The sequence below is a fragment of the Leucobacter sp. Psy1 genome (assembly GCF_020096995.1).
Classification (GTDB): Bacteria; Actinomycetota; Actinomycetes; order Actinomycetales; family Microbacteriaceae; genus Leucobacter.
The window spans coordinates 2215108-2234693 of sequence record NZ_CP083692.1 but is presented as its reverse complement, the minus strand read 5'-3'; the positions used below and the strand labels follow the sequence as shown (position 1 = coordinate 2234693).

General features: G+C 68.4%; 11 protein-coding genes and 1 tRNA gene. 8 read left to right on the top strand and 4 right to left on the bottom strand.

All coding sequences use genetic code 11. The annotated features are described in order from the left end of the window. Positions 1–139 precede the first annotated feature (139 nt). On the top strand, positions 140–3370 hold the full coding sequence (locus tag K8P10_RS10520) for a UrvD/REP family ATP-dependent DNA helicase (RefSeq protein ID WP_224778880.1): 3231 nt from the start codon (positions 140–142) through the stop codon (positions 3368–3370). Next, the gene (locus K8P10_RS10515) at positions 3367–6786 is read left to right on the top strand and encodes an ATP-dependent DNA helicase (RefSeq protein WP_224778879.1); all 3420 of its coding nucleotides are present in this window, start codon (positions 3367–3369) and stop codon (positions 6784–6786) included. Before K8P10_RS10520 ends, K8P10_RS10515 begins: the two co-directional genes overlap by 4 nt. Before the next feature lie 35 nt (positions 6787–6821). On the opposite strand, the gene K8P10_RS10510 is transcribed toward K8P10_RS10515, so the two are convergent. Beyond that, positions 6822–8054: a phosphotransferase gene (locus K8P10_RS10510; RefSeq protein ID WP_224778878.1), complete on the bottom strand. Its 1233-nt coding sequence runs from the start codon at positions 8052–8054 to the stop codon at positions 6822–6824. 83 nt (positions 8055–8137) lie between these two features. Here K8P10_RS10510 and nudC point away from each other — a divergent pair, with 83 nt between their 5' ends. Further along, positions 8138–9106, top strand: coding sequence for an NAD(+) diphosphatase (gene nudC, locus K8P10_RS10505; protein ID WP_224778877.1), 969 nt, complete (start codon positions 8138–8140; stop codon positions 9104–9106). Continuing rightward, positions 9093–10802: an ATP-dependent helicase gene (locus K8P10_RS10500; protein ID WP_224778876.1), complete on the top strand. Its 1710-nt coding sequence runs from the start codon at positions 9093–9095 to the stop codon at positions 10800–10802. Before nudC ends, K8P10_RS10500 begins: the two co-directional genes overlap by 14 nt. Before the next feature lie 8 nt (positions 10803–10810). Here K8P10_RS10500 and K8P10_RS10495 read toward each other — a convergent pair whose 3' ends face one another. Together K8P10_RS10495 and K8P10_RS10490 are read right to left on the bottom strand one after the other, a co-directional pair. After that, complete coding sequence (locus K8P10_RS10495) at positions 10811–11653, bottom strand: hypothetical protein (RefSeq protein ID WP_224778875.1); 843 nt, start codon at positions 11651–11653, stop codon at positions 10811–10813. 95 nt (positions 11654–11748) lie between these two features. Beyond that, on the bottom strand, positions 11749–13185 hold the full coding sequence (locus tag K8P10_RS10490) for a zinc-dependent metalloprotease (protein WP_224778874.1): 1437 nt from the start codon (positions 13183–13185) through the stop codon (positions 11749–11751). A gap of 152 nt (positions 13186–13337) precedes the next feature. Between K8P10_RS10490 and K8P10_RS10485 the strand changes: the two genes are divergently transcribed. The 4 genes from K8P10_RS10485 (at position 13338) to K8P10_RS10470 (ending at position 19311) form a co-directional block, all read left to right on the top strand. Continuing rightward, positions 13338–14435: a PDZ domain-containing protein gene (locus K8P10_RS10485; RefSeq protein ID WP_224778873.1), complete on the top strand. Its 1098-nt coding sequence runs from the start codon at positions 13338–13340 to the stop codon at positions 14433–14435. 102 nt (positions 14436–14537) lie between these two features. Then, positions 14538–17531, top strand: a complete 2994-nt coding sequence (locus tag K8P10_RS10480; protein WP_224778872.1) for a UPF0182 family protein — start codon at positions 14538–14540, stop codon at positions 17529–17531. Positions 17532–17734: 203 nt separating this feature from the next. Further along, positions 17735–19015, top strand: coding sequence for a hypothetical protein (locus K8P10_RS10475; RefSeq protein ID WP_224778871.1), 1281 nt, complete (start codon positions 17735–17737; stop codon positions 19013–19015). A gap of 107 nt (positions 19016–19122) precedes the next feature. Continuing rightward, on the top strand, positions 19123–19311 hold the full coding sequence (locus K8P10_RS10470) for a hypothetical protein (protein WP_224778870.1): 189 nt from the start codon (positions 19123–19125) through the stop codon (positions 19309–19311). A 180-nt stretch (positions 19312–19491) separates the two neighbouring features. Here K8P10_RS10470 and K8P10_RS10465 read toward each other — a convergent pair. Next, a tRNA-Met gene (locus K8P10_RS10465) sits at positions 19492–19565 on the bottom strand. Positions 19566–19586: the final 21 nt, after the last annotated feature.

The following is a 19586-nucleotide window of genomic DNA, read 5'->3' as shown; positions in this document are numbered from 1 at the left end:
CGGGGAGACTGGGAGGCGCGAGGGTCGGCGGACAGACTGCGCTCCTCTCATCCGTGGCTCACGGGAGCTCCCGAAACGGCCGGAAGCTCAGACTACCGGACCGGCGGGCGATGTCGGTGGCGCTCGGTAGGGTGGCAGCATGCTCCGATTCGACGAGACCCAGCGCTCAGTGCTGGCGCTCGACGCCTCGCGGCACGCGAGTGTCCTCGGGGCCCCGGGCACCGGTAAGACGACGACGCTCATCGAGTCCTTCGCGCGACGGGCCGACGCCGAAGGGTGGCAGGAGGGCGACTTGCTCGTCCTCGCTCCGAGCCGCGCCTCTGCGACGCGCCTCCGCGACCGCGTGCATCAGCGACTCGGACGTGCCTCCGGCGGCACCCTCGTGCGCACTCCAGCTTCCCTCGCCTTCGCGCTGCTGGCGAGGCGCGCTGCCGAAGAGGGGCGCGAACCGCCTCGCCTGCTCACCGGCACGGTGCAGGACGAGCTGATCGGAGAGGTGATCGAGGCGGCGCTCGTCAGAGCGGAGACCGGTCATCGTACCGCCTGGGTCGAACGCTTCGCTCCCGAACTGTTGCGCAGCGCCCCGTTCCGCGCCGAGCTGCGAGAGCTCGTCCGGGTGCTGGATGACGCCTCCCTCTCGCCCGAGACGCTGATGCCCCGGCTCGAAGCCCTCGAGGGAGCTCGGAGCCGCGAGGCGGTGACGGCACTGCCTGCGCCCGAGCTCGTCGAGGTCTGGCTGGCCGCCCTGGAGCTCCTGACCAGGGTCCAGGCGCGGATCGCGGAGGCGCGGCCGGGAGAGCTGACCTCGAGCGGCCTGCTGCGTGCCGCCGCTGCGATGGTGCGCGCGTCAGGCGACGGAGGAGGCGCGGTCCCTCTGCCGCGCCTCATCCTCATCGACGATGCCCACGAGCTGACCGAGGGAGACCTCGCACTCGTCGCTGCCTGCGCCCGCGAGGGGGCGCGCATCTGGGTGTTCGGCGACCCCGATGTGGCGACGAGCGCGTTCCGGGGGGAGCGCGTCGAACTGCTCACCCGGATGGAGGAGGAGCTCGCTCGACAGGGGTTCACAGAAGGGTCGCGTGCGGCGAGGTCTCGAGCCGCGCAACCGCAGCGCGTAGTGCTCGGGGTGGATCACCGCAGCGACCCCGCGATTCGCGGTCTCGTGCGGAGGCTCACGGAGCGGGTCGGGGCCGCCGGAGCCGGTGCGCAGCGCGCGGCGGTGTCCGCTCGCTCGGCCGAGCCGACGGGCGAGCCTGGCTCCGGTCGGCCCGCGACGCAGTTCGTGACGGTTCCCGCGGTGTCCGAGCAACTGGGGGTGATCGCGCACCGACTGCGTCGACGCCGCCTGGGTCTCGACGATGGGATCGAGCTCGACTGGAGCGACATGGCGGTGGTGTGCCGCACACGTGAGGAAGCCGGAGCCGCGGCCAGAACCCTCGCCGGTCTCGGCGTCGTCACGGCGGTGACCGCGGGCGGCATCGTGCTCAGAGAGCACCGGATCGTCCGCGAACTCATCCGCCTCTTGCAGCACGCCCTCGGCATCGCCCCGCTGACCTCCTCCGATGCGTTCGACGTGCTCGGTGGAGACGTGGGCGGTCTCGATCCCATCGTGCTCCGCCGGTTCCGGGCCGCTATTCGCCTGAGTGAGCAGCGCGCCGCCCGGGGAGAAGCGCGCGAGCCGAAGGGCATCGACGAGCTGGTCGTCGAAGCGCTCGGCCGGCCAGAGGCCGAACCGATCGTCGACAGTGCCGCGGGGCGTGCCCTCCGGCGCCTCGCCAGGTTGGCCGAGGCGGGAACGCGCGTGCGCGCGTCAGGCGGAACGCCGCGCGAGACCCTCTGGGCGATCTGGGACGCGACGGGCCTCGCCGGGCCCTGGCAGGAATCAGCGCTCGACGGCCGAGGTGCTCGGGCCGACGACGCCCATCGCCGCCTCGACGCCGTGCTCGGTCTCTTCTTCGCCCTGCAGCGGCACGAGGAACAGGACAGCGAGGTGCCGATCGCCGATCTGCTGGCCGAGCTCCTCGCCAGTGCGGTGCCGGAGGACTCCCTCGCGGCGAGCAGCGCCCGAGAGGTTGTCACGGTGACGACGCCGCAGGGGCTCGTGGGCACCGACTTCTCGCTGGTCGCGATCCTCGGCCCGCAGGACGGCGTCTGGCCGAACCTTCGCTCGCGCGGCACTCTGATCGGCGTCACCGCGCTCGAACGCTGGTTGCGCGGGGGGATCGCCGAGCCCCCGGCGCGACGGGACACGCTGCACGACGAGCTGAGGCTCTTCGCCCACGCCTGCTCCCGTGCCAGGGACGAACTGCTCGTGGTCGCCGTCGCGGACGAGGACCACCATCCATCGACCTTCTTCGGGATAGCGCACCCGCGGTTCGACGGAGCACTGCCGAGCTCGAGACTGACCCTCAGAGGAGCCGTCGCCGAAATGCGCCGACGGCTGACCCGTGATCCCGCCGACGCCGAGGCGAGCGCATCCCTCGCGGCGCTCGCGAGCGAGGGAGTGCCTGGAGCGCACCCCGATGAGTGGTACGGAGTGCTCCCCCCGAGCACCGAGGCGCCGCTCGTCGACCTCGACGGTGACCCCGAGGCCGTCGTACCCGTGAGCCCCTCGCACCTCGACACGGTGGAGCGGTGCCCGCTCGACTGGGCGATGTCCCGGCTCGGTGGGGGGACCACCACCTTCAGCTCCCAGCTCGGCACGCTGCTCCACCACGCCTTCGAACGCGTCGACGATGCAGACCCCGAAGCGCTGCTCGCCATCGTCTCCGAGGAGTGGGACAGCCTCGAGTTCGAGTCCGGTTGGGAAGAGGTGCGCTCGTTCCGACTCGCGGAGCAGATGACGCACGGACTCGCCGAGTACCTCGCGGACTTCGCGGCCTCGGAGCGCGAACTCGTCGGGCGCGAAGCCGAGTTCAGCGTTCGCGTCGATCGCGCCGAACTCCGGGGCACCGCCGATCGTCTCGAACGCGTGCACGGGACGGATGGGCGAAGAGCGCTGCTCGTGATCGATCTGAAGACGGGGAAGACCGCTCCGGGCGGAGCCGCTCTCGAAGCGCACGCCCAGCTGCAGGCGTATCAGTTCGGCGTGCTCGCCGGCGCGTTCGATGCGGAGGGCGGCAGCGCCGGGGCGGCGCTCGTCTTCGTGCACCCCGACGCGCTTCGTGCACGGGATGGCGCCTACAGTCTGCGCTCGCAGCAGCCGCTGACTCCGGAGGCGCGCGCCGAGTTCGGTGAGCGGGTCGCTGCGGCGGCACGCGTGATGGCGGCCGGTGCGTTCACCGCGAGAGTCGAGCACCACTGCTCCGACGAGCACAGCCCAGGGGGCGCGTGCCGCCTCCATGTCATTCCGGCGGTGAGCGCGGGATGAGTCGGAAACAGGATCGCGCAGCCGCGTTCAGCGCCGTGGAGATCGCGCAGCTCATGGCGGATGATCCGTCGGCGGCGCTGCTGCCGACGGATGAGCAGCGCGCCGTGATCGAGCACCGCCTCGACGGGAGCACGCTCGTCGTCGCGGGAGCCGGCAGCGGCAAGACGGAGACGATGGCGAATCGCGTCGTCTGGCTCGTTGCGAACGGATTCAGCGACCCAGGGGCGATTCTCGGGTTGACCTTCACGCGAAAGGCAGCGGGCGAACTCGGGGAGCGCATCGTCGGCCGGCTGACTCGTTTTGTGGAGCGCGTCTCCGACGCGGCAGATCGCGGACTTCTCACACCGTTCCAGAGCGAACGGGCGGAAGAGCTCGCGGCAGTGCTCGAAGACGGGCTCGTGCAACCCGAGGTGAGCACCTACAACGCGTTCGCCTCGAGTATCGTGCAGGAGTTCGGCGTCGCAGCGGGCGTCGCCGCTGCGGCGACCGTGATCGACTCAGCAACTGCCTGGCGTATGGCCCGCGGCACGGTGCTCGCGAGCGAGGCGCCAGGGCTCGTCGACACCGACACTCCGCTGCCCACCATCATCCGCCGCGTGCTCGAGCTCGACCATGCCGTCTCCGACCACCTCACCTCACTCGAGCGGGTCGACGCCGTCGTGACGGAGTTCGCCCGCGTCATCGAGCTCCCGTACAACGAGAAGCAGGCGCTCAGTCGCACCGGCAAACCCTACAAAGCGGTTGCTGACGCGGTAGAGGCGCACCGGGAGACCCCGCTCCTCACACGTCTGGCCCGGGAGTTCGCCGCTGCGAAGGACCGCGGCGGCGTGGTCGAGTTCTCGGACCAGGTGCGACTCGCCGTCAGTACTCTCGAGGAGTCGCGCGAGGCGGTGACGATCCTGCGACGACGGCACCGCATCGTTCTGCTCGACGAGGTGCAGGACACGTCCGTCGGCCAGACACGGCTGCTCTCCCGCATCTTCGCCGGGAGCTCGGTCATGGCCGTCGGCGATCCCCATCAATCCATCTACGGGTGGCGCGGGGCGTCCTCCGACAATCTCCGCCGCTTCCACGAAGTCTTCGCCGGGCCGGGGGAGCGCGTCAGCTCGACGCTGTCCCTCTCGATGAGCTGGCGAAACCCCTCTGGCGTGCTCGCGGCGGCGAACGTGGTCGCCGATCCGCTCGTCGCTGACGCTGCGGTGACCGTCGAGCGACTGCGCGCCGCGCCCCACACCGGTGATGGGGCGATCGAGTGGCGCTACCCCGAAACCGTGGCGGAGGAGTTCTCCGCGGTTGCCGAGTGGCTCGCGGAGGGGAGGGAGCGCCGGCGACTCGAGACCGGTCACCTGCCGACGGCCGCCGTGCTGTTCCGCAATCGCCGGCACATGCCCGCCGTCGCGGCGGCACTCGGTGAGGTCGGAGTGCCCAGCCGGATCATCGGGGTGGGAGGACTGCTGGCGACCCCCGAGGTCACCGACGTCGTCAGCACCCTTCGCTGCCTCTGGTATGCGGAGGCGGGAAGCGAACTTATCAGGCTCCTCGCCGGTCCGCGATTCAGGATCGGGGTCGCCGACCTCGATGGGCTCCGACGTTGCGCCGCCTGGTTCTCGGAGCGGGACTCCGGGCACCAACGGCTCACGGATGCCGACCTCGCCTCCCGTCCACTGCTCGCCGATCCGGAACAGCGCGTCACGCTGCTCGACGCCCTCGACGAGATCGCTGAGATGCGCGACCTGGATCACCGGTCGCTCGCCGCGGTCAGCCCCGAAGGCCGGGGCCGCCTCCGTGAAGCGGGGCGCATGCTCAGGCGACTGCGTCGGAGCGTGGGTGCCGGCATCCCGGAGCTCATCCGGGCTGTCGAGCACGAGCTGCGGCTGGACATCGAACTCGACGCCCATGAGCGCAGCGGTCACGACGGGTCGGCAGTGGCCCGTGCGAACCTGGACGCCTTCACCGAAGTGGTGCAGGGCTTTCTCGCCGTCGACGAGCACGGCACACTAGCTTCGGTCCTCGCCTGGCTGGAGCGTGCCACAGAGGACGACGAACCGGCCGAGCACGTTCCCGAGCCAGAGCCCGGTACGGTCGACCTCATCACGGTGCACGGCTCCAAGGGGCTGGAGTGGGACCTCGTGGCGATCCCTCGCCTGGTGACCGGCGAGTTCCCCGGTCCGTCACGCGAGGGTCGCGGCTGGTTGCGTCCGGGCCAGTTGCCTGACGAGCTCCGCGGGGATGCCTCCGGCCGTCCCGAGCTACGCTGGCGCCTCGCCGAGACGCAGGAGGACCTTCACCGTGCGATCAGCGGGTACCGGGAAGGGCGGGGCGACGACGCCGTGTACGTTCCCGGCTACCTCGATGCCCTCGCGGAGCGTCACGCAGCAGAGGAACGGCGGCTCGCTTACGTGGCGATCACCAGATCAGCGAGCGAGCTGCTGCTGACGGGATCGTTCTGGGGCGGTCAGCTGAAGTCTCGGGTTCCGTCGCCGTTCTTGCGCGAGCTCGACGCTGCCGGCGTGATCGCCGAACTGCCGGAGAACAGTCGATTCGAGTCCGACCCCAGTGAGCGACCCGAGCGCACTTTGGTGTGGCCACAGGATCCGCTCGGCCGTCGCCGGGCGAGCGTGCAGCAGGCCGCCGAGTCCGTGCGTGCTGCGCTCGCTGCGGACGACGCGCCCGGTCGTACTCCCGACCACTTCGTTGTCGGCATCGATCCGACCGTTGAACTGCTGATCGCCGAGAAGCGCAGCGCTGAGGAGAGCGGGGGGCGCCGGCACGCTGAGGACCTCTCTTCGAGCGGTCGCATCACTGCGTCGGGGTTCCACGAGTTCGTCGACGACCCCGAGCGGGCAGACCGTCAGGCGCGGCGTCCGCTGCCGCTCCGTCCGTATCGGAGGACGCGCATCGGGAACCGCTTCCACGAGTGGGTGGAGCGGCGCGCCACGACCGCCGTCGGCACGGCCCTGCCCCTCGCGGGACTCGAACCGGACCTGGACGAGGTGCATCGGACGGAGTTCGACGGCGAAGCGGAGCTGGCCCCCCTCATCACGAACTTCGAGCGGTCGCGTTGGGCGAATCTGCAACCCATCGCGGTCGAGCAGGAGATCACGCTCCCGTTCGCAGGCCGGCAGCTTGTATGCAAACTCGACGCCGTCTACCGGGTCGGTGAGGGCGACGACGCGCGTATCGAGATCGTGGACTGGAAATCGGGTCGCCCACCGGCGACCGAGGCCGAGCGCGAGACACGGCTGTACCAGCTCGAGCTCTACCGGCACGCCTACGCGCGATGGGCCGAATTACCGCCCGACACCATCGATGTCTCCCTCTACTACGTCGCCGACGACGTCGAGATCCGCGGCGAGCATCACCTCGACTTCAGCGCGCTCGAGAATCTGTGGGTCGAAGCTGCGCGACGGTTGTGAGCCGGTGAGGATCGAGCGGGATCAGCATTCCGCGGCTACTCCCGCTCACGATCGGCATCGGCATCGGCACTCCGCTCCTCGGGGCCCCGAGAGCGCGCGGGTGCCTCATCCGGGTCGGCGAGCGGGTCGAAGTCTGCGGGGGTGTCCTCAGCTTCCGCGTCTCCGCTCCTGGCTTCGCCACTGCCTGAATCGGCAGCGTCGAGTGGCTCGATGAAGTCCGTGTCCGCGCCGAAGACGCGGTCCTCATCCAGTGCCTCGTACTCGGCGGTGTCCGACCGGGTGTCCTCCACCCGCGGCACCTCGTCGAGCAGCTGCGAGAGTTCCTCCTCGCCGAGTGCCGCGGACCGCGCGTGAGGTTCGGGAATCGAAGTCAGGCGGTCGACGAGCCGATCGAGCATGGCGACGGCGTCGTCCACGACCGACTGGTCGCGGGTGTCGATGCCGTGCATCAGCCACCTGGCGATCTCGAGCTCGTGGTAGAGCACCGCGCGGGTGCGCAGGTGGCCCCGATGGCCGGTGTCGCGCTGCTGCCCGTATCTCGCGACGACACTGTCGAAGACCTCGGGTCCCGAGGCGAGGAGCCAGGCTAGGTCGCTTGCGGGATCCCCGATGGAGAACTCGCCCCAACCGAGCACGCCGGTCACCTCGTCCTCCGCGACGAGGAGCCTGTCGAGCGTGAGTGATCCGTGAATTGCGGTCGGCGCGAAGTCCCAGAGCTCCTGTTGACGGAGCAGCTGCTGCCAACGGTTCTGCACCGTTTGCGGGAGGAGGCGCGTCGCTCCGGCACGCTCGACGAACCGTGCGGTGTCCAACCGGACGTCCTGAGCTGACCGCACCGTGAGGCCGCCCTGGATCACGATGCTGTGCGGTAGCTCGTGTATGGCGCTCAGCATGTCGGCGATCGGCTGGAGCAGGTACGCGCCCGGGTCGAGGGAGTCCTCGGCCACGTGCGAGCCGGCGAGGAAGGTCGTCACCACCGCTCGAGTGTCACCCGAGCGAGTCACGCCTCGGGCCTCTGGCACGGAGAAGGGGAGCCGTGCCCGCGCACCCGAGGTGAGAGCCGCGAGTCCGAGCAGCTCGGCGGACTGCTCGGTCTCGGCCGAGGGCGTGCGCGGAATGCGTACGATGAGTTCTTCCGCCTCGGCCGTGACGACCACGGAGGTGTACGCGCCTTCCTCTCCGCTCGTGTGTACGCGCGCGCCGTGCACGATGAGCCCGGGAACCGCGGAGGTCGCGAGCGCGGCTAGAGTGAGAGGAGTACTGGCCATGTCTATCAGCGTAAGCAGCGCTCGGCCGGCTCGGTGCGCGCCACGCGCACCGGAGCGCACACCGATCGCGGGGAAGGAATGCGATGCCCGACTCTCGCCCGCCACTCGCCACAGGAGCGCTCGACCGCGACGCGGTGACGCGGAGCAGCGAGGCGGCGATCGCCGAGGCCTGGCGTTCGGCCGATGCACGGGTACTCGTCTTGCGCGGTGCGCTGGTGCCGATGGCGTCGACGGGTGATGCCCTGGCTCTGCGAGCGACCTCCGGAGTGTTCTCGCTTCGCACGGACGGTGCGACGCGGTCCTATCTCGGCCGCATCGACGGTGCCCCGGTCTTCGCAGAGGAGTACGGCGCCGATGCCGCGAGTGGTGCGGCAGGGGAGCCGACCGTCTCTGGTTCCAGCGCCGAAGCGGACACCGGTGTTGCCGGTTCGCGATGGGTGCACCCGTTCGAGTGCGCCGCAATGCTGAGCCCCGCCGAGCGGGAGGTGCTCGCGGTCGCCTCGGCTCTCGCGCGCTGGCACGAGTCCTTCGGGTTCTCCCCGCGGGATGGAGCGCCGCTGGAACTGACGCTCGGCGGATGGGCCGGAGTCGATCCGCACGGAGGTGAGCACTTCCCCCGCACCGATCCGGCCGTGATCGTGCTCATCGAGCACGAGGGGAGGGTCCTCCTCGGGTCGAATGCGCTGTGGCAGACGAACCGGTTCTCGCTGCTCGCCGGTTTCGTGGAGGCGGGCGAGTCCGCGGAGCACACGGTGGTTCGCGAGGTGTTCGAGGAGGCAGGGGTGCGTGTGGACCGCGTGACCTATGTCGCCTCTCAGCCGTGGCCGTTCCCGCGCTCGCTGATGCTGGGATTCCGAGCGCGACTGGTCCCGGGGTCTGACCCGACCCTCCTCGATCCCGACAGAGCGGAGATCTCCGAGTTGCGGTGGTTCTCCCGTGACGAGCTCCGCGATCCGGCCCCCGAGTTGCAGCTGCCGGGGTCGCTGTCCATCGCGCGGTGGATGATCGATGCGTGGATTGCGGAGGGCGATCGCGCCGATGAGCGGGCCTGAGGATCTCCTCGAAGCGCTCGACCCCGACCAGCGAGCGATCGCTGAGTGCCTCCGGGGGCCGGTACGCGTGCTCGCCGGAGCCGGAACGGGGAAGACGCGCACCATCACGCACCGGATCGCGTACGGCGTCCGCAGCGGCGTCTACGCTGCTGATCGAGTGCTCGCCGTCACCTTCACCCGGAAAGCGGCGGGCGAGCTCCAGGGGCGCTTGCGTGCGCTGGGCGCCGAAGGCGTCCGGGCGCACACCTTCCACGGTGCGGCGCTCGCCCAGCTCAGCTATTTCTGGCCCCAGTTCGTCGGGGGCCCGGCGCCCAAAGTGCTCTCCGGCAAGGTCGCGACGGTGTCTCAGGCGGTCGAGGCTCAGGGGTGGCGCTTCGGCGCCGAGGCGCTGCGCGATATCGCCGCCGAGATCGAGTGGCGGAAGGTCTCCATGCTCAGTATCGACGCGTATGCGCGGCAGGTCGATGATCGCCCGCTGCCGGCGGGGTTGCGCGCCGAGCAGATGGTGGAGGCGCATCGGGCGTACGAACGTCTGACCGATGAGCGCAAGCAGATCGACTTCGAAGATGTCCTCATCCTGCTTGCCGGGATGCTGGAGACCGAACCTCGTGCCGCGCTGCAGGTGCGCGAGCGGTACGGGTTCTTCACGGTCGATGAGTACCAGGACGTCTCGCCCCTGCAGCACGCGCTGTTGCAGGTCTGGCTTGGCGGACGCGATGAGATCTGCGTGGTCGGCGATGCCAGCCAGACGATTTACTCCTTCGCAGGTGCCTCGAGCGAGCACCTCCTGCGCTTCGGAACCGAGCATCCCGGGGCGCGCTCGTTCACGCTCGAGCGGAACTACCGTTCGACGCCCGCGATCGTGCGCACCGCGAACCGTCTGATGCGGGACCGCCCCGGAGCACTGACGCTCGAACCGATACGGAATGGAGGCCCCGAGGTGGCTCCCCTCTCCTGGTTCGGGAGCGAGCACGATGAAGCCGACGCGGTCGCCGCGTCCATCGCCGAACGGATTCAGTCGGGGGTCCCGGCCTCCCAGATCGCGGTCCTCTACCGGACGAACAGCCAGTCGGCGCTCGTCGAGGAGGCGCTCACCCGCCGGGGGGTGAGTTTCCGCGTGCACGGGGGTCAGCGCTTCTTCGATCGCGCCGACGTGCGTCAGGTGGTGATCATGATGCGGGGGCAGGCGAAGGTCGCCGATCCGCGTCCGCTCTTCCAGATCGTCAGCGATATCCTGCGGTCCGCCGGCTGGACGGCACAGCCGCCGGAGACCGCCGCGGGACGCGAGCGCTGGGAGGCGATGAACGCGATCCTGGGTCTTGTCGACGAGATGCCTCAGGGGGCCGGGGTGCGCGAGTTCGCGGACGAGCTGACGGCCAGGCAGAATGCGCAGCACGAGCCGACCTTGGATGCCGTGACCCTGAGCGCGATCCACTCGGCCAAGGGGCTCGAGTGGTCGCTGGTGCATGTGATCGGGCTCGCAGAGGGCACGCTGCCGATCGCGTACGCGAGCGATGAGGCCGGTCTCGAAGAGGAACGGCGCCTGACCTACGTCGCGCTGACGCGCGCGCGCGATGAACTCCGACTGTCGGGGAGCGGGGGCCGGGCCGGTCGTCGCGGAGGACGGCCGCCGTCGCGCTTCGTGGCCGAGACCGGACTTGAGACGCGCGGAGCGCACGACGCCCCTCCGAGGTGAGGCCGCACTCACTGCGGCTTCCCGGCGTGGGCGTCGACCCACCCGCAGGAGCAGGCTGGATGCTCGGTTACGGCTTCGAGTACGGGGAGTCCGGCCAGAGCGCCGGAGCGCACCGGTATACGGATGCGGGAGCAGTGGACATCCGACTCACCGGTGCGCCAGCGCCGCGCCAGTGCGAGTGCGATGACCGCGGCCGCTTCCGAGGCGGGCCGTGTCTCCGTCGCAGGGACCGCACCGATCAGTTGCGCGGCGAGTGCGGGGAGGCCTGGGTCGCGGTCGACTTCTGAAAGCGAGACGCAGTCGAGGCATGGACGCCCCGCAGTTGCAGCGAGCGGCCCGATGATGAGGCTGTGGTCGGTGAACCTGATCAGGAGCCGTGGGGCCTCAGCCCGATGTCGACGCACGGCGCTTCCGAGCGGTTCGAGGTACCGCTCGACCACGACGATCAGGTCGGCCGCGCGCGTCTCGCGCTCGGAATGGTCGATGAGCTCGCACCCGGAGGCCGTGAGCATCGTCAGCAGGTCTCGCGGGGGAGGCCCGCGATGCTCCACCTCGAGCAGGAGCGGACGATCCGCCGGCGGATTGCCCCGGCCGCCTTGCACTTCGACGAGTGCAGGCGCGAGGGCGTCCAGTATGTCGTCGAGGTCTGCAGCTGAGACACCGAGCGCGAACGCCGTGGTCGTGAGGTCGGCGGGCCGGATCCCGACGCGGAGCGCAGACAGCAGTCGCTGCGCTCCGGCCGAGGGCCGTTCGAGGCGCGCGATCGCCCGGTCGAAGCCGAGTCGGATCGTGTGGGGGTCCTCCCAGCAGAGCGGGAGCTCGGGGCGGAACTGCAGTCGGGCATCGGTCATGCGACCAGTCTGCGGAGCCCGGACGAGTCAGACGTGCTTATCCACAGTGCGGCCAGCCTCGACTAACGGTGCCGCATTGTGGACGAGCGGTCACCTCAGCTCACTCGAGGGCCTGGTCCGTCACCCGGCTCTTCGTCTGTGGCTTCAGCGTCGCCGCCGTCACCGGTCTCACCGTCGAGCAGTTTCGCGAGCTCGCGGTCGAAATCGTCGGCTTCCGCGGTGCCTTCGTCGCTGCCTGCGAGCCCCAACCGCTCGAGGAGTCGTGCGGGGTGAGAGATCTCCTCGGCGGTCGGCAGGAGGTCGGGGTGCGCCCAGAGGCCGTCCCGTGTCTGGCGGCCACCGACCTCTCCGACCAGTCTCCAGAGCGCAGCGCCCTCGCGCATGCGCCGAGGCCGGAGTTCAAGTCCGATGAGGGTGGAGAACGCCTGCTCGGCCGGCCCGCCGGTAGCTCGCCGACGACGGACCATCTCCGCGATGCCCTCTGCTCCCGGAAGGCGGGATACCGCGTCGGCGGTGACGACGTCGACCCAGCCCTCGATGAGTGCCAGCATCGTTTCGATTCGCTCGTGCGCGGCTTCCTGCGCAGGCGATTTCGGCGGGATGAGCGCGCCGTTGGAGAGGAGCTCCTGTATTTCTTCGGGACGTTGCGGATCAAGGTCGCGCGCCATCTCCTCGATGCGGTCCGTCTCGATGTGGATGCCTCGTGCGAACTCGGCGATCGCGCTGGTGAGGTGCAGCCGGAGCCACTTCGTGTGGCGGAACAGCCGCGCATGCGCGAGTTCGCGTACGGCGAGATACAGCGTGACGGCGTCGAGATCCTGATCCAATCCCGACGCGAACGCCTCCACTCCCGAGGGGAGCAGCGCGCCCCCTTCGTGACCGGGGCCGGAGAGCAGGGGTACCCCGACATCGCCGCCGGAGAGCACCTCCCCCGAGAGCTTGCCGATGATCGTGCCGAGTTGCACGGCGAACAGCGTGCCGCCGACGTTCTTCAGCATGGGGCCGGCATTCTGCAGCGCCCCGCTGAGCTCCTCGGGCATCTGCTGCGTGAGCGCGTCCATCAGCGCCGTCGTGATTGAGTCGGCGACCGGCTGCGCGAACCCGACCCAGGTGTCGACGGACTGCTGCACCCAGTCGATGCGCGACAGGGTGCGCGGTGCGTCTGGGGTGGCGCCGACATCGGTGACCTCGTCGAGCCAGAGGGCCGCTACCGGGAACGCCCGCTCTGCCGAGGCGCGGTCGCCCCGGGGCGTATCGGCACCCTCGCTGCTGGCGACGTCGATCGCCGTCTTGCGGGTGATCGACCAGTCGATGCCGTCGCCCTGCTGCTGCATCGCTCCCTGCAGCGTGGCGAACAGCCGCTGCAGCGCTGCAGGGTCTCCGGGAAGACCCGCTGCAGCGGCGATCTGCGCGGGGTCGAAACCCTCCGGAGACGCGGAGGCGTCGCCGGAGAGCATGTCTCTGAGGATGCGCTGCAACTCTTCGAAGTCGCGGTTGTCGTCGGGATTCTGGGAGTCGTCGTGCTCGTTCATCGGTGTGCTCGCCTCACTCTCGCTGATGCCCTCAACGCTACGGCAATGGCTTCAGTTTCTCCTGCTAGATTGGCCGCTTCCGGCGGGTGAGCGTTGCGCTCAGTGCGAACAGGGCGACTCAGTCGGCAGGCGGGGCGAGAAGGGACGGTCGTATGCGGGACTCGGAAGTCGATCGGCGGCGCACCAGGCTCACGATCGGGTTCGCGATCGCCGCGCTCCTCGTGCTGGTCGCAGCTGTCACGCCCTCGCCGTTCGTCGTCGAGCGCCCCGGCCCGGTCATCGACACCCTCGGCGACGTCGATGTCGAAGGCGAGGAGCTCCCGGTCCTGTCGATCACGGGCGCCGAGACCTATCCGACCACCGGATCGCTCTCGCTCACGAGTGTCACGCTCATCGGAGGCCCTGAGCATCCGACGAAGTGGTTGTCGCTCATCGCTCCGCTGTTCGATCGGGATCAGAGGATCGCGCCGCGATCCGAATTCTTCCCAGACGGCGTCACGGAGGAGCAGCGTTCCGCCGTCAACACCGCGATGATGGGGTCCTCGCAGACCCAGGCGGCCGCGGCTGCGGCGCGGGAGATGGGCATGGATGTTCCCGGCCGGGTGCTCGTCGCCGATGTCGTCGAGGGTGGTCCAGGGGAGGGCGTGCTCAAGCCGGAGGACGAGATCCGCACCGTTGGCGGCGCAGCGGTCGCCGATGTCGAGGCGCTCCGGGCGGCGGTCGCCGAAGATGACGGGGCGCCGATCGAGCTCGGGATCGTGCGCGACGGCCAAGCCATGACGGTGTCAGTCGTGCCCGAGACGCCCCAGGGATCCGATGCCCCCGTCATCGGGATCACCGCCGGCGTCGACTACGAGCTGCCGTTCGAACTCGACACGAGCCTCGAAGACATCGGAGGGCCGAGCGCCGGGATGATCTTCGCGCTCGCCATCTACGACAAACTCACTCCTGAATCACTCACGGAGGATCGTGCCGTGGCGGGGACTGGCACGATCGACGGCGAGGGACGCATCGGCGGGATCGGCGGGCTGCCGCAGAAGATCGCCGGCGCGGCGGGCGCGGACGCGGAGCTGTTTCTGATGCCGATCGAGAACTGCGCGGACATCCCCTCCCGGCTTCCCGACAACATGGCGGTCGCTCCGGTCGGCACCCTCGACGAGGCGCTCGACGCCGTCGCCGCCTTCACCGCGGGCGATGACGTGCCGGGTCCTGAGGCGTGCGATGGGGTCGCGGCAGGAGCCGTTTCGTAACGGTACGTCGAGGGGGTATAACGATCCCCTGATCCCGGCGATCCGCGTCCGACGCGACCGGTAGGGTGGACAGCGTCCCCGTACCTATACGAAAGTTCAGACGTGACCGACCAGAACAGTTCTGCTCCGGCCGCCCGTCAGCGCCGACTCTCACCACTCGTCCTCACCGTGATCATCGTCGCGGTCCTCATCGTCGCGTTCCTCGGGTTCGCGTCGGTGTTCACCGAGGTTCAGTGGTATCGACAGCTCGGATTCCTCCCGGTGCTCGCGACGCAGTGGATCGCCGCTGCCGTGATGTTCGCCGTCGGATTCATCGCGATGGCCGTCCCCGTATTCTTCTCCATCGACATCGCATACCGGAAGCGCCCGGTCTACGCTCGCCTCACGGCTCAGCTCGACCGGTACCAGGAGATGATCGAGCCCCTGCGCCGCGTGGTGAAGTGGGGCCTGCCGATCGTCATCGGCATCATCGGCGGCATGACCGCGGCAGCCGCATGGCAGCGGGTGCTCCTCTGGATGAACCGGGAAGGCACGGGCCAGGTCGATCCGCAGTTCAACCTCGACGTCTCGTTCTTCATGTTCGATCTGCCGCTGCTCCGCGGCATCGTCGGTTTCGCCTCCGCGGTCGTTCTGACGTCGCTCATCCTCGGTGCTGCGACGAGCTACCTCTACGGCGGCATCTCGATCAACGGCCGCGAGGTGCGCGTCTCGAAGGCGACCCGTATCCAGGCGGCTGTCCTGGCATTCCTGTACCTCGCACTGCAGGGGCTGAGCCTGTGGCTCGACCAGTATGCGACGCTCAACGATCCCCAGGGCCTGCTGACGGGCGCTATGTACAGCGATGTGCACGCGGTCATCCCCGGCAAGCAGATTCTTGCGGGCATCGCGGTGCTCATCGCACTCCTCTTCCTGATCACCGCCTTCACGGGCAAGTGGCGGCTGCCGGTGATCGGCACGGCGCTCTTCCTCGCTTCGAGCCTCGTGCTCGGGGTCGGGTACCCCTGGGCGATCCAGCAGTTCCGCGTCACGCCCGATGAGGGCAGCCTCGAGTCCGAGTACATCGAGCGGAACATGGCGGCGACCCGGGCGGCGTACGGCGTCGACGAGGTCGAGCAGGAGTCCTATGACGCGACGACCGATGCCGAGTCGGGTGCGCTGCGGAACGACGCCGTCGCGACGGCTAACATCCGCATCATGGATCCCGAGGTCATCTCGCGGACGTTCGCGCAGCTCGAGCAGAGCCGTCAGTACTACACGTTCCCGAACTCGCTCAATGTCGACCGCTACGTGATCGATGGCCAGGTCGAGGACACCGTGTCGGCGATCCGCGATGTCAACGTCGAGTCGCAGAGCGGCTGGTACAACCAGACGCTCGTGTACACGCACGGCTACGGTCTCGTCGCCGCATACGGCAACCAGCGTTCGCCGGGCGGCGAGCCGGTGTTCCTCGAGAACGGCATTCCGACGAGCGGCATGCTCGGCGAGTTCGAGCCGCGCGTGTACTTCGGAATGAACTCACCGCCCTACTCGATCGTCGGAGGCGATCGTGATCGTCCGATCGAGGTCGACTACCCGGCGGATGCCGAGACGGCAGCCGAAGCGAGCGCCGACGAGGACGCGGTCGACGCCGAGCCCGCCGAGGGCGAGGACGCCGTGGTCGAGGAGGCCGAGGGGAACGATGGCGAGCGCCAGAACCTCACCACCTTCGAGGGTGACGGGGGCCCGGTGCTGAGCAACGCCTTCATGAAGCTGCTCTACGCCCTGAAGTTCCAGGACTTCGAGGTGCTCCTCTCCGGCGCCGTCGTCGACGGCTCGCAGATCCTCTACGATCGCAATCCGGTCGAGCGCATCCAGAAGGTCGCGCCGTACCTCACGATGGACTCTTCGCCGATCGCTTCGGTCGTCGATGGGCGAGTCGTGTGGATCGTGGACGGATACACGACCTCTGCGGACTATCCCTACTCGGAGGTGCGCGACTTCAATGCGATGAAGGTCGACGCGGACAACGAGAATCAGGCGATGTCGCAGGATCCGGTGAACTACATTCGCAACTCGGTGAAGGCTACGGTCGACGCCTATGACGGCAGCGTGAAGCTGTACGCGTGGGACACGGAGGACCCGATCCTCAAGGCCTGGGACAAGATCTACCCCGGTATGCTCACCGACCAGTCGGAGATGAGCGCGGACCTGCTCAGCCACGTGCGCTACCCCACGGACCTCTTCAAGGCGCAGCGGGACATCCTGTCGCGCTACCACGTCAGCGGCCCTGGCGTCTTCTACTCGTCCGAGGACCAGTGGCGCACGCCGGACGACCCGGTGAGCGCGGCAGGCGGGGAAGCCAACGCGGCACCCCAGCCGCCGTACTACCTGACGCTCTCTGCGGGAGCGGATGAGGATCCGAACTTCTCGATCTACTCGACCTACATCCCGGATGCGACGGGCGAGGGATCCCGAGATATCCTCACCGGGTACCTCGCGGCGAACTCCAACGCAGGCGACCAGGCCGGGGAAGTGTCGGAGGACTACGGTCGGCTGAAGCTGCTGACCCTGCCGCGCGGAGACACCGTGCCTGGCCCCGGCCAGGTGCAGAACTCGTACAACACCGATCCGACGGTGTCCACGGAGCTCAATATCCTTCGTCAGGGCGAGACGCGAGTCATCAGCGGAAACCTGCTGACCCTCCCGGTCGGCGGCGGTCTGCTCTACGTGCAGCCCGTGTACATCGAGGCCTCCTCGGGTACGAGCTTCCCGCTGCTGCAGAAGGTGCTGGTCTCCTTCGGCGACAAGATCGCCTTCGAGGACACGTTGGACGATGCGCTCGACGAGCTCTTCGGTGGCGACTCGGGTGCGAGCGCCGGCGACCAGGAAGTCGTGCCGGAAAGCACCGTCGACGGTGAGGCGCCCGCCGAGGGCGGCGAGACCGAGACACCGGCACCCGAGGCGACGGTCGACGACGCCCTGCGCGAGATGCAGTCCGCGCTCGAGGATCGCGACGCCGCCATGGCGGAGGGCGACTGGGCCGCCTATGGTGAAGCCGACGAGCGTCTTAAGCAGGCGATCGAAGAGGCGATCTCGAACGAGGCGGACGAGGAGTAACTCCTCCTCGGACACATCAAGCAGAAGGGGCCGGGCGTTTTCGCCCGGCCCCTTCTGCTGTCTGTCGTCTTGAATGTGCTGGGGACCTGTAGCTCCTCCGCGTACTCAACACACTGAATGTTGCTCAGAAGCGTCAACGTGACGGAAGAGCCGCGACGGCCTAATCTCATACCGGGGAGATGGTATAGAGAGGAATGATGTTGATGAGAACTCATGAAGCTATTGCAATCGGTCTCGTGCTCGCAGTGTTCGCAGTGCCGGCGCTCGGGGAGCGTGCGGCCGTCGCGGAGGTCAGCGAACGGGCGGGCGAGCCACCAGGAAGTGGTGTCGAGCTCACTGAAGATCACTCTGACGCGGGCGAGGGGGTCGAGGAGGACCCGACGGACGTGGGTGGCACGGTCGTCGATCCTGATCGGTCGGAGTTCGGTCAGAAGGATGCCCGACCAGCACTGCCGGGGGATGAGGGGGCCCTCGACGAGCGGTCACTCGCAGATGAACTGGCGGGGATACGCGACCCCTGGGGAGCCGAAACCGACTCCGGGTCGATCGGCCTCGATGAGGTCGCGGGGAGCGGACAGTTCGCTTCGGATGAGGAGCAAGCAGTAGCGTTCGACGTGTCCGCCACGGGGCGTGTGGAGATCGCTCCCGAGGGTGGCCGCACACTCGCTCTCGAGTTCGATGGCGTGAGCAGCGCGCTCGACGAAGTCGATTCGGGAGGGATACTTGCCTACGGCATGCAGGGTGACGCGTCGCTGGTGCCGCAGGTCGATGACCACGTGTTCAGGGCCCTCTTCGCCGTGGAACACGCTCAGAGTCCGGCTGAGTACGCGTTCCACGTCACCGGTGAGGGAGGGGAGGTGCTCGCTCCCCAGAGCGATGGATCGATCATCGTGCTCGACACCGATGGTGAGGAGAGCGCATACATCGGCGCTCCCTGGGCTCGGACAGCGCAGAACGCCGAGGTTCCCACTGCGTATCGGGTGGAGGGCACCTCGATCACCCAGGTCGTCGATCTCGAGGGGCTACCGGACAGTGCGTTCCCGGTGATCGCGGATCCGGCGGTGTACGTGAACTCGGTCACCCGGAAGGTCATCAATGTGAAGAACCACGGTCGCGTTGCGAAGTGGAAACGGGTGGGTTCGTGTCAGGCGCTCAGAAAAGCTCCGGCGTGTTCCGTCAAAGCTGAGTTTCAAGACGAACGGTCCGTACAGGTGGCTCTCGGCATCTCAAGGGGATCGGTCACGGGCTCACTAGGTTTCACCGCCGCATCCAAGAAGAAATACGGTGCCACCTGCAAGTCTCGGCCAGGTCCGTCGAAGGCGCAGATGTATCAGGCGGCGAAGAAAAAGACCTACCGGATCCAGAAGACTGTGAAGCGTGGTGTGCCTGGTATCCCCGGCCACCGGATGAAAACGACGATAACGAAGAGTGGGACGCTTGTCGCTTACTCGGCTGGCAACGATTGGACGTGCGCAGTCTCATGAAGTTCAGGGCTATTCAATGTCTTGCTGCCGCGGTCATCGTAATTGTGGCAGTCTTCTCGATCGTCATGCTCAATCTGCAGTGGCTTCCCTGTCAAGAGCCTGCTTGTGTGATCGAACCCGCGACCCAGGCTATGTTCGGGGCAGTGCTGTTCGCGGGAGCACTCGTCTCCGCCTCGGTGCTAGTCGGCGCGACGATGGTGGCGCGAGCGCTGTCGTCAGTGGTGGGGCGCTCCGGTACGCCGGGGGACTCCGGTACTCAGCGTTCTGACGACGATGAGTGTGATGCGGCCGTCTGACGGAGTCAGGCGGAAGGTTCTCTCCTTCGTCCCCAGGGGGCTCTCCGGACTGTGCCTCGATGCACAGTCCGGAGAGGAGGTTCTCTGATCAGTGGGTTGCGGAGACACGGGGACGCAAAAAAGAGAGGTACTGGGATGATTCCCAGTACCTCTCTCAGTGCCGCACTTGGCGTTTTCTCGTTGCGGGGGCAGGATTTGAACCTACGACCTCCGGGTTATGAGCCCGGCGAGCTACCGAACTGCTCCACCCCGCGGCACAAGAATTAACTTTAGCA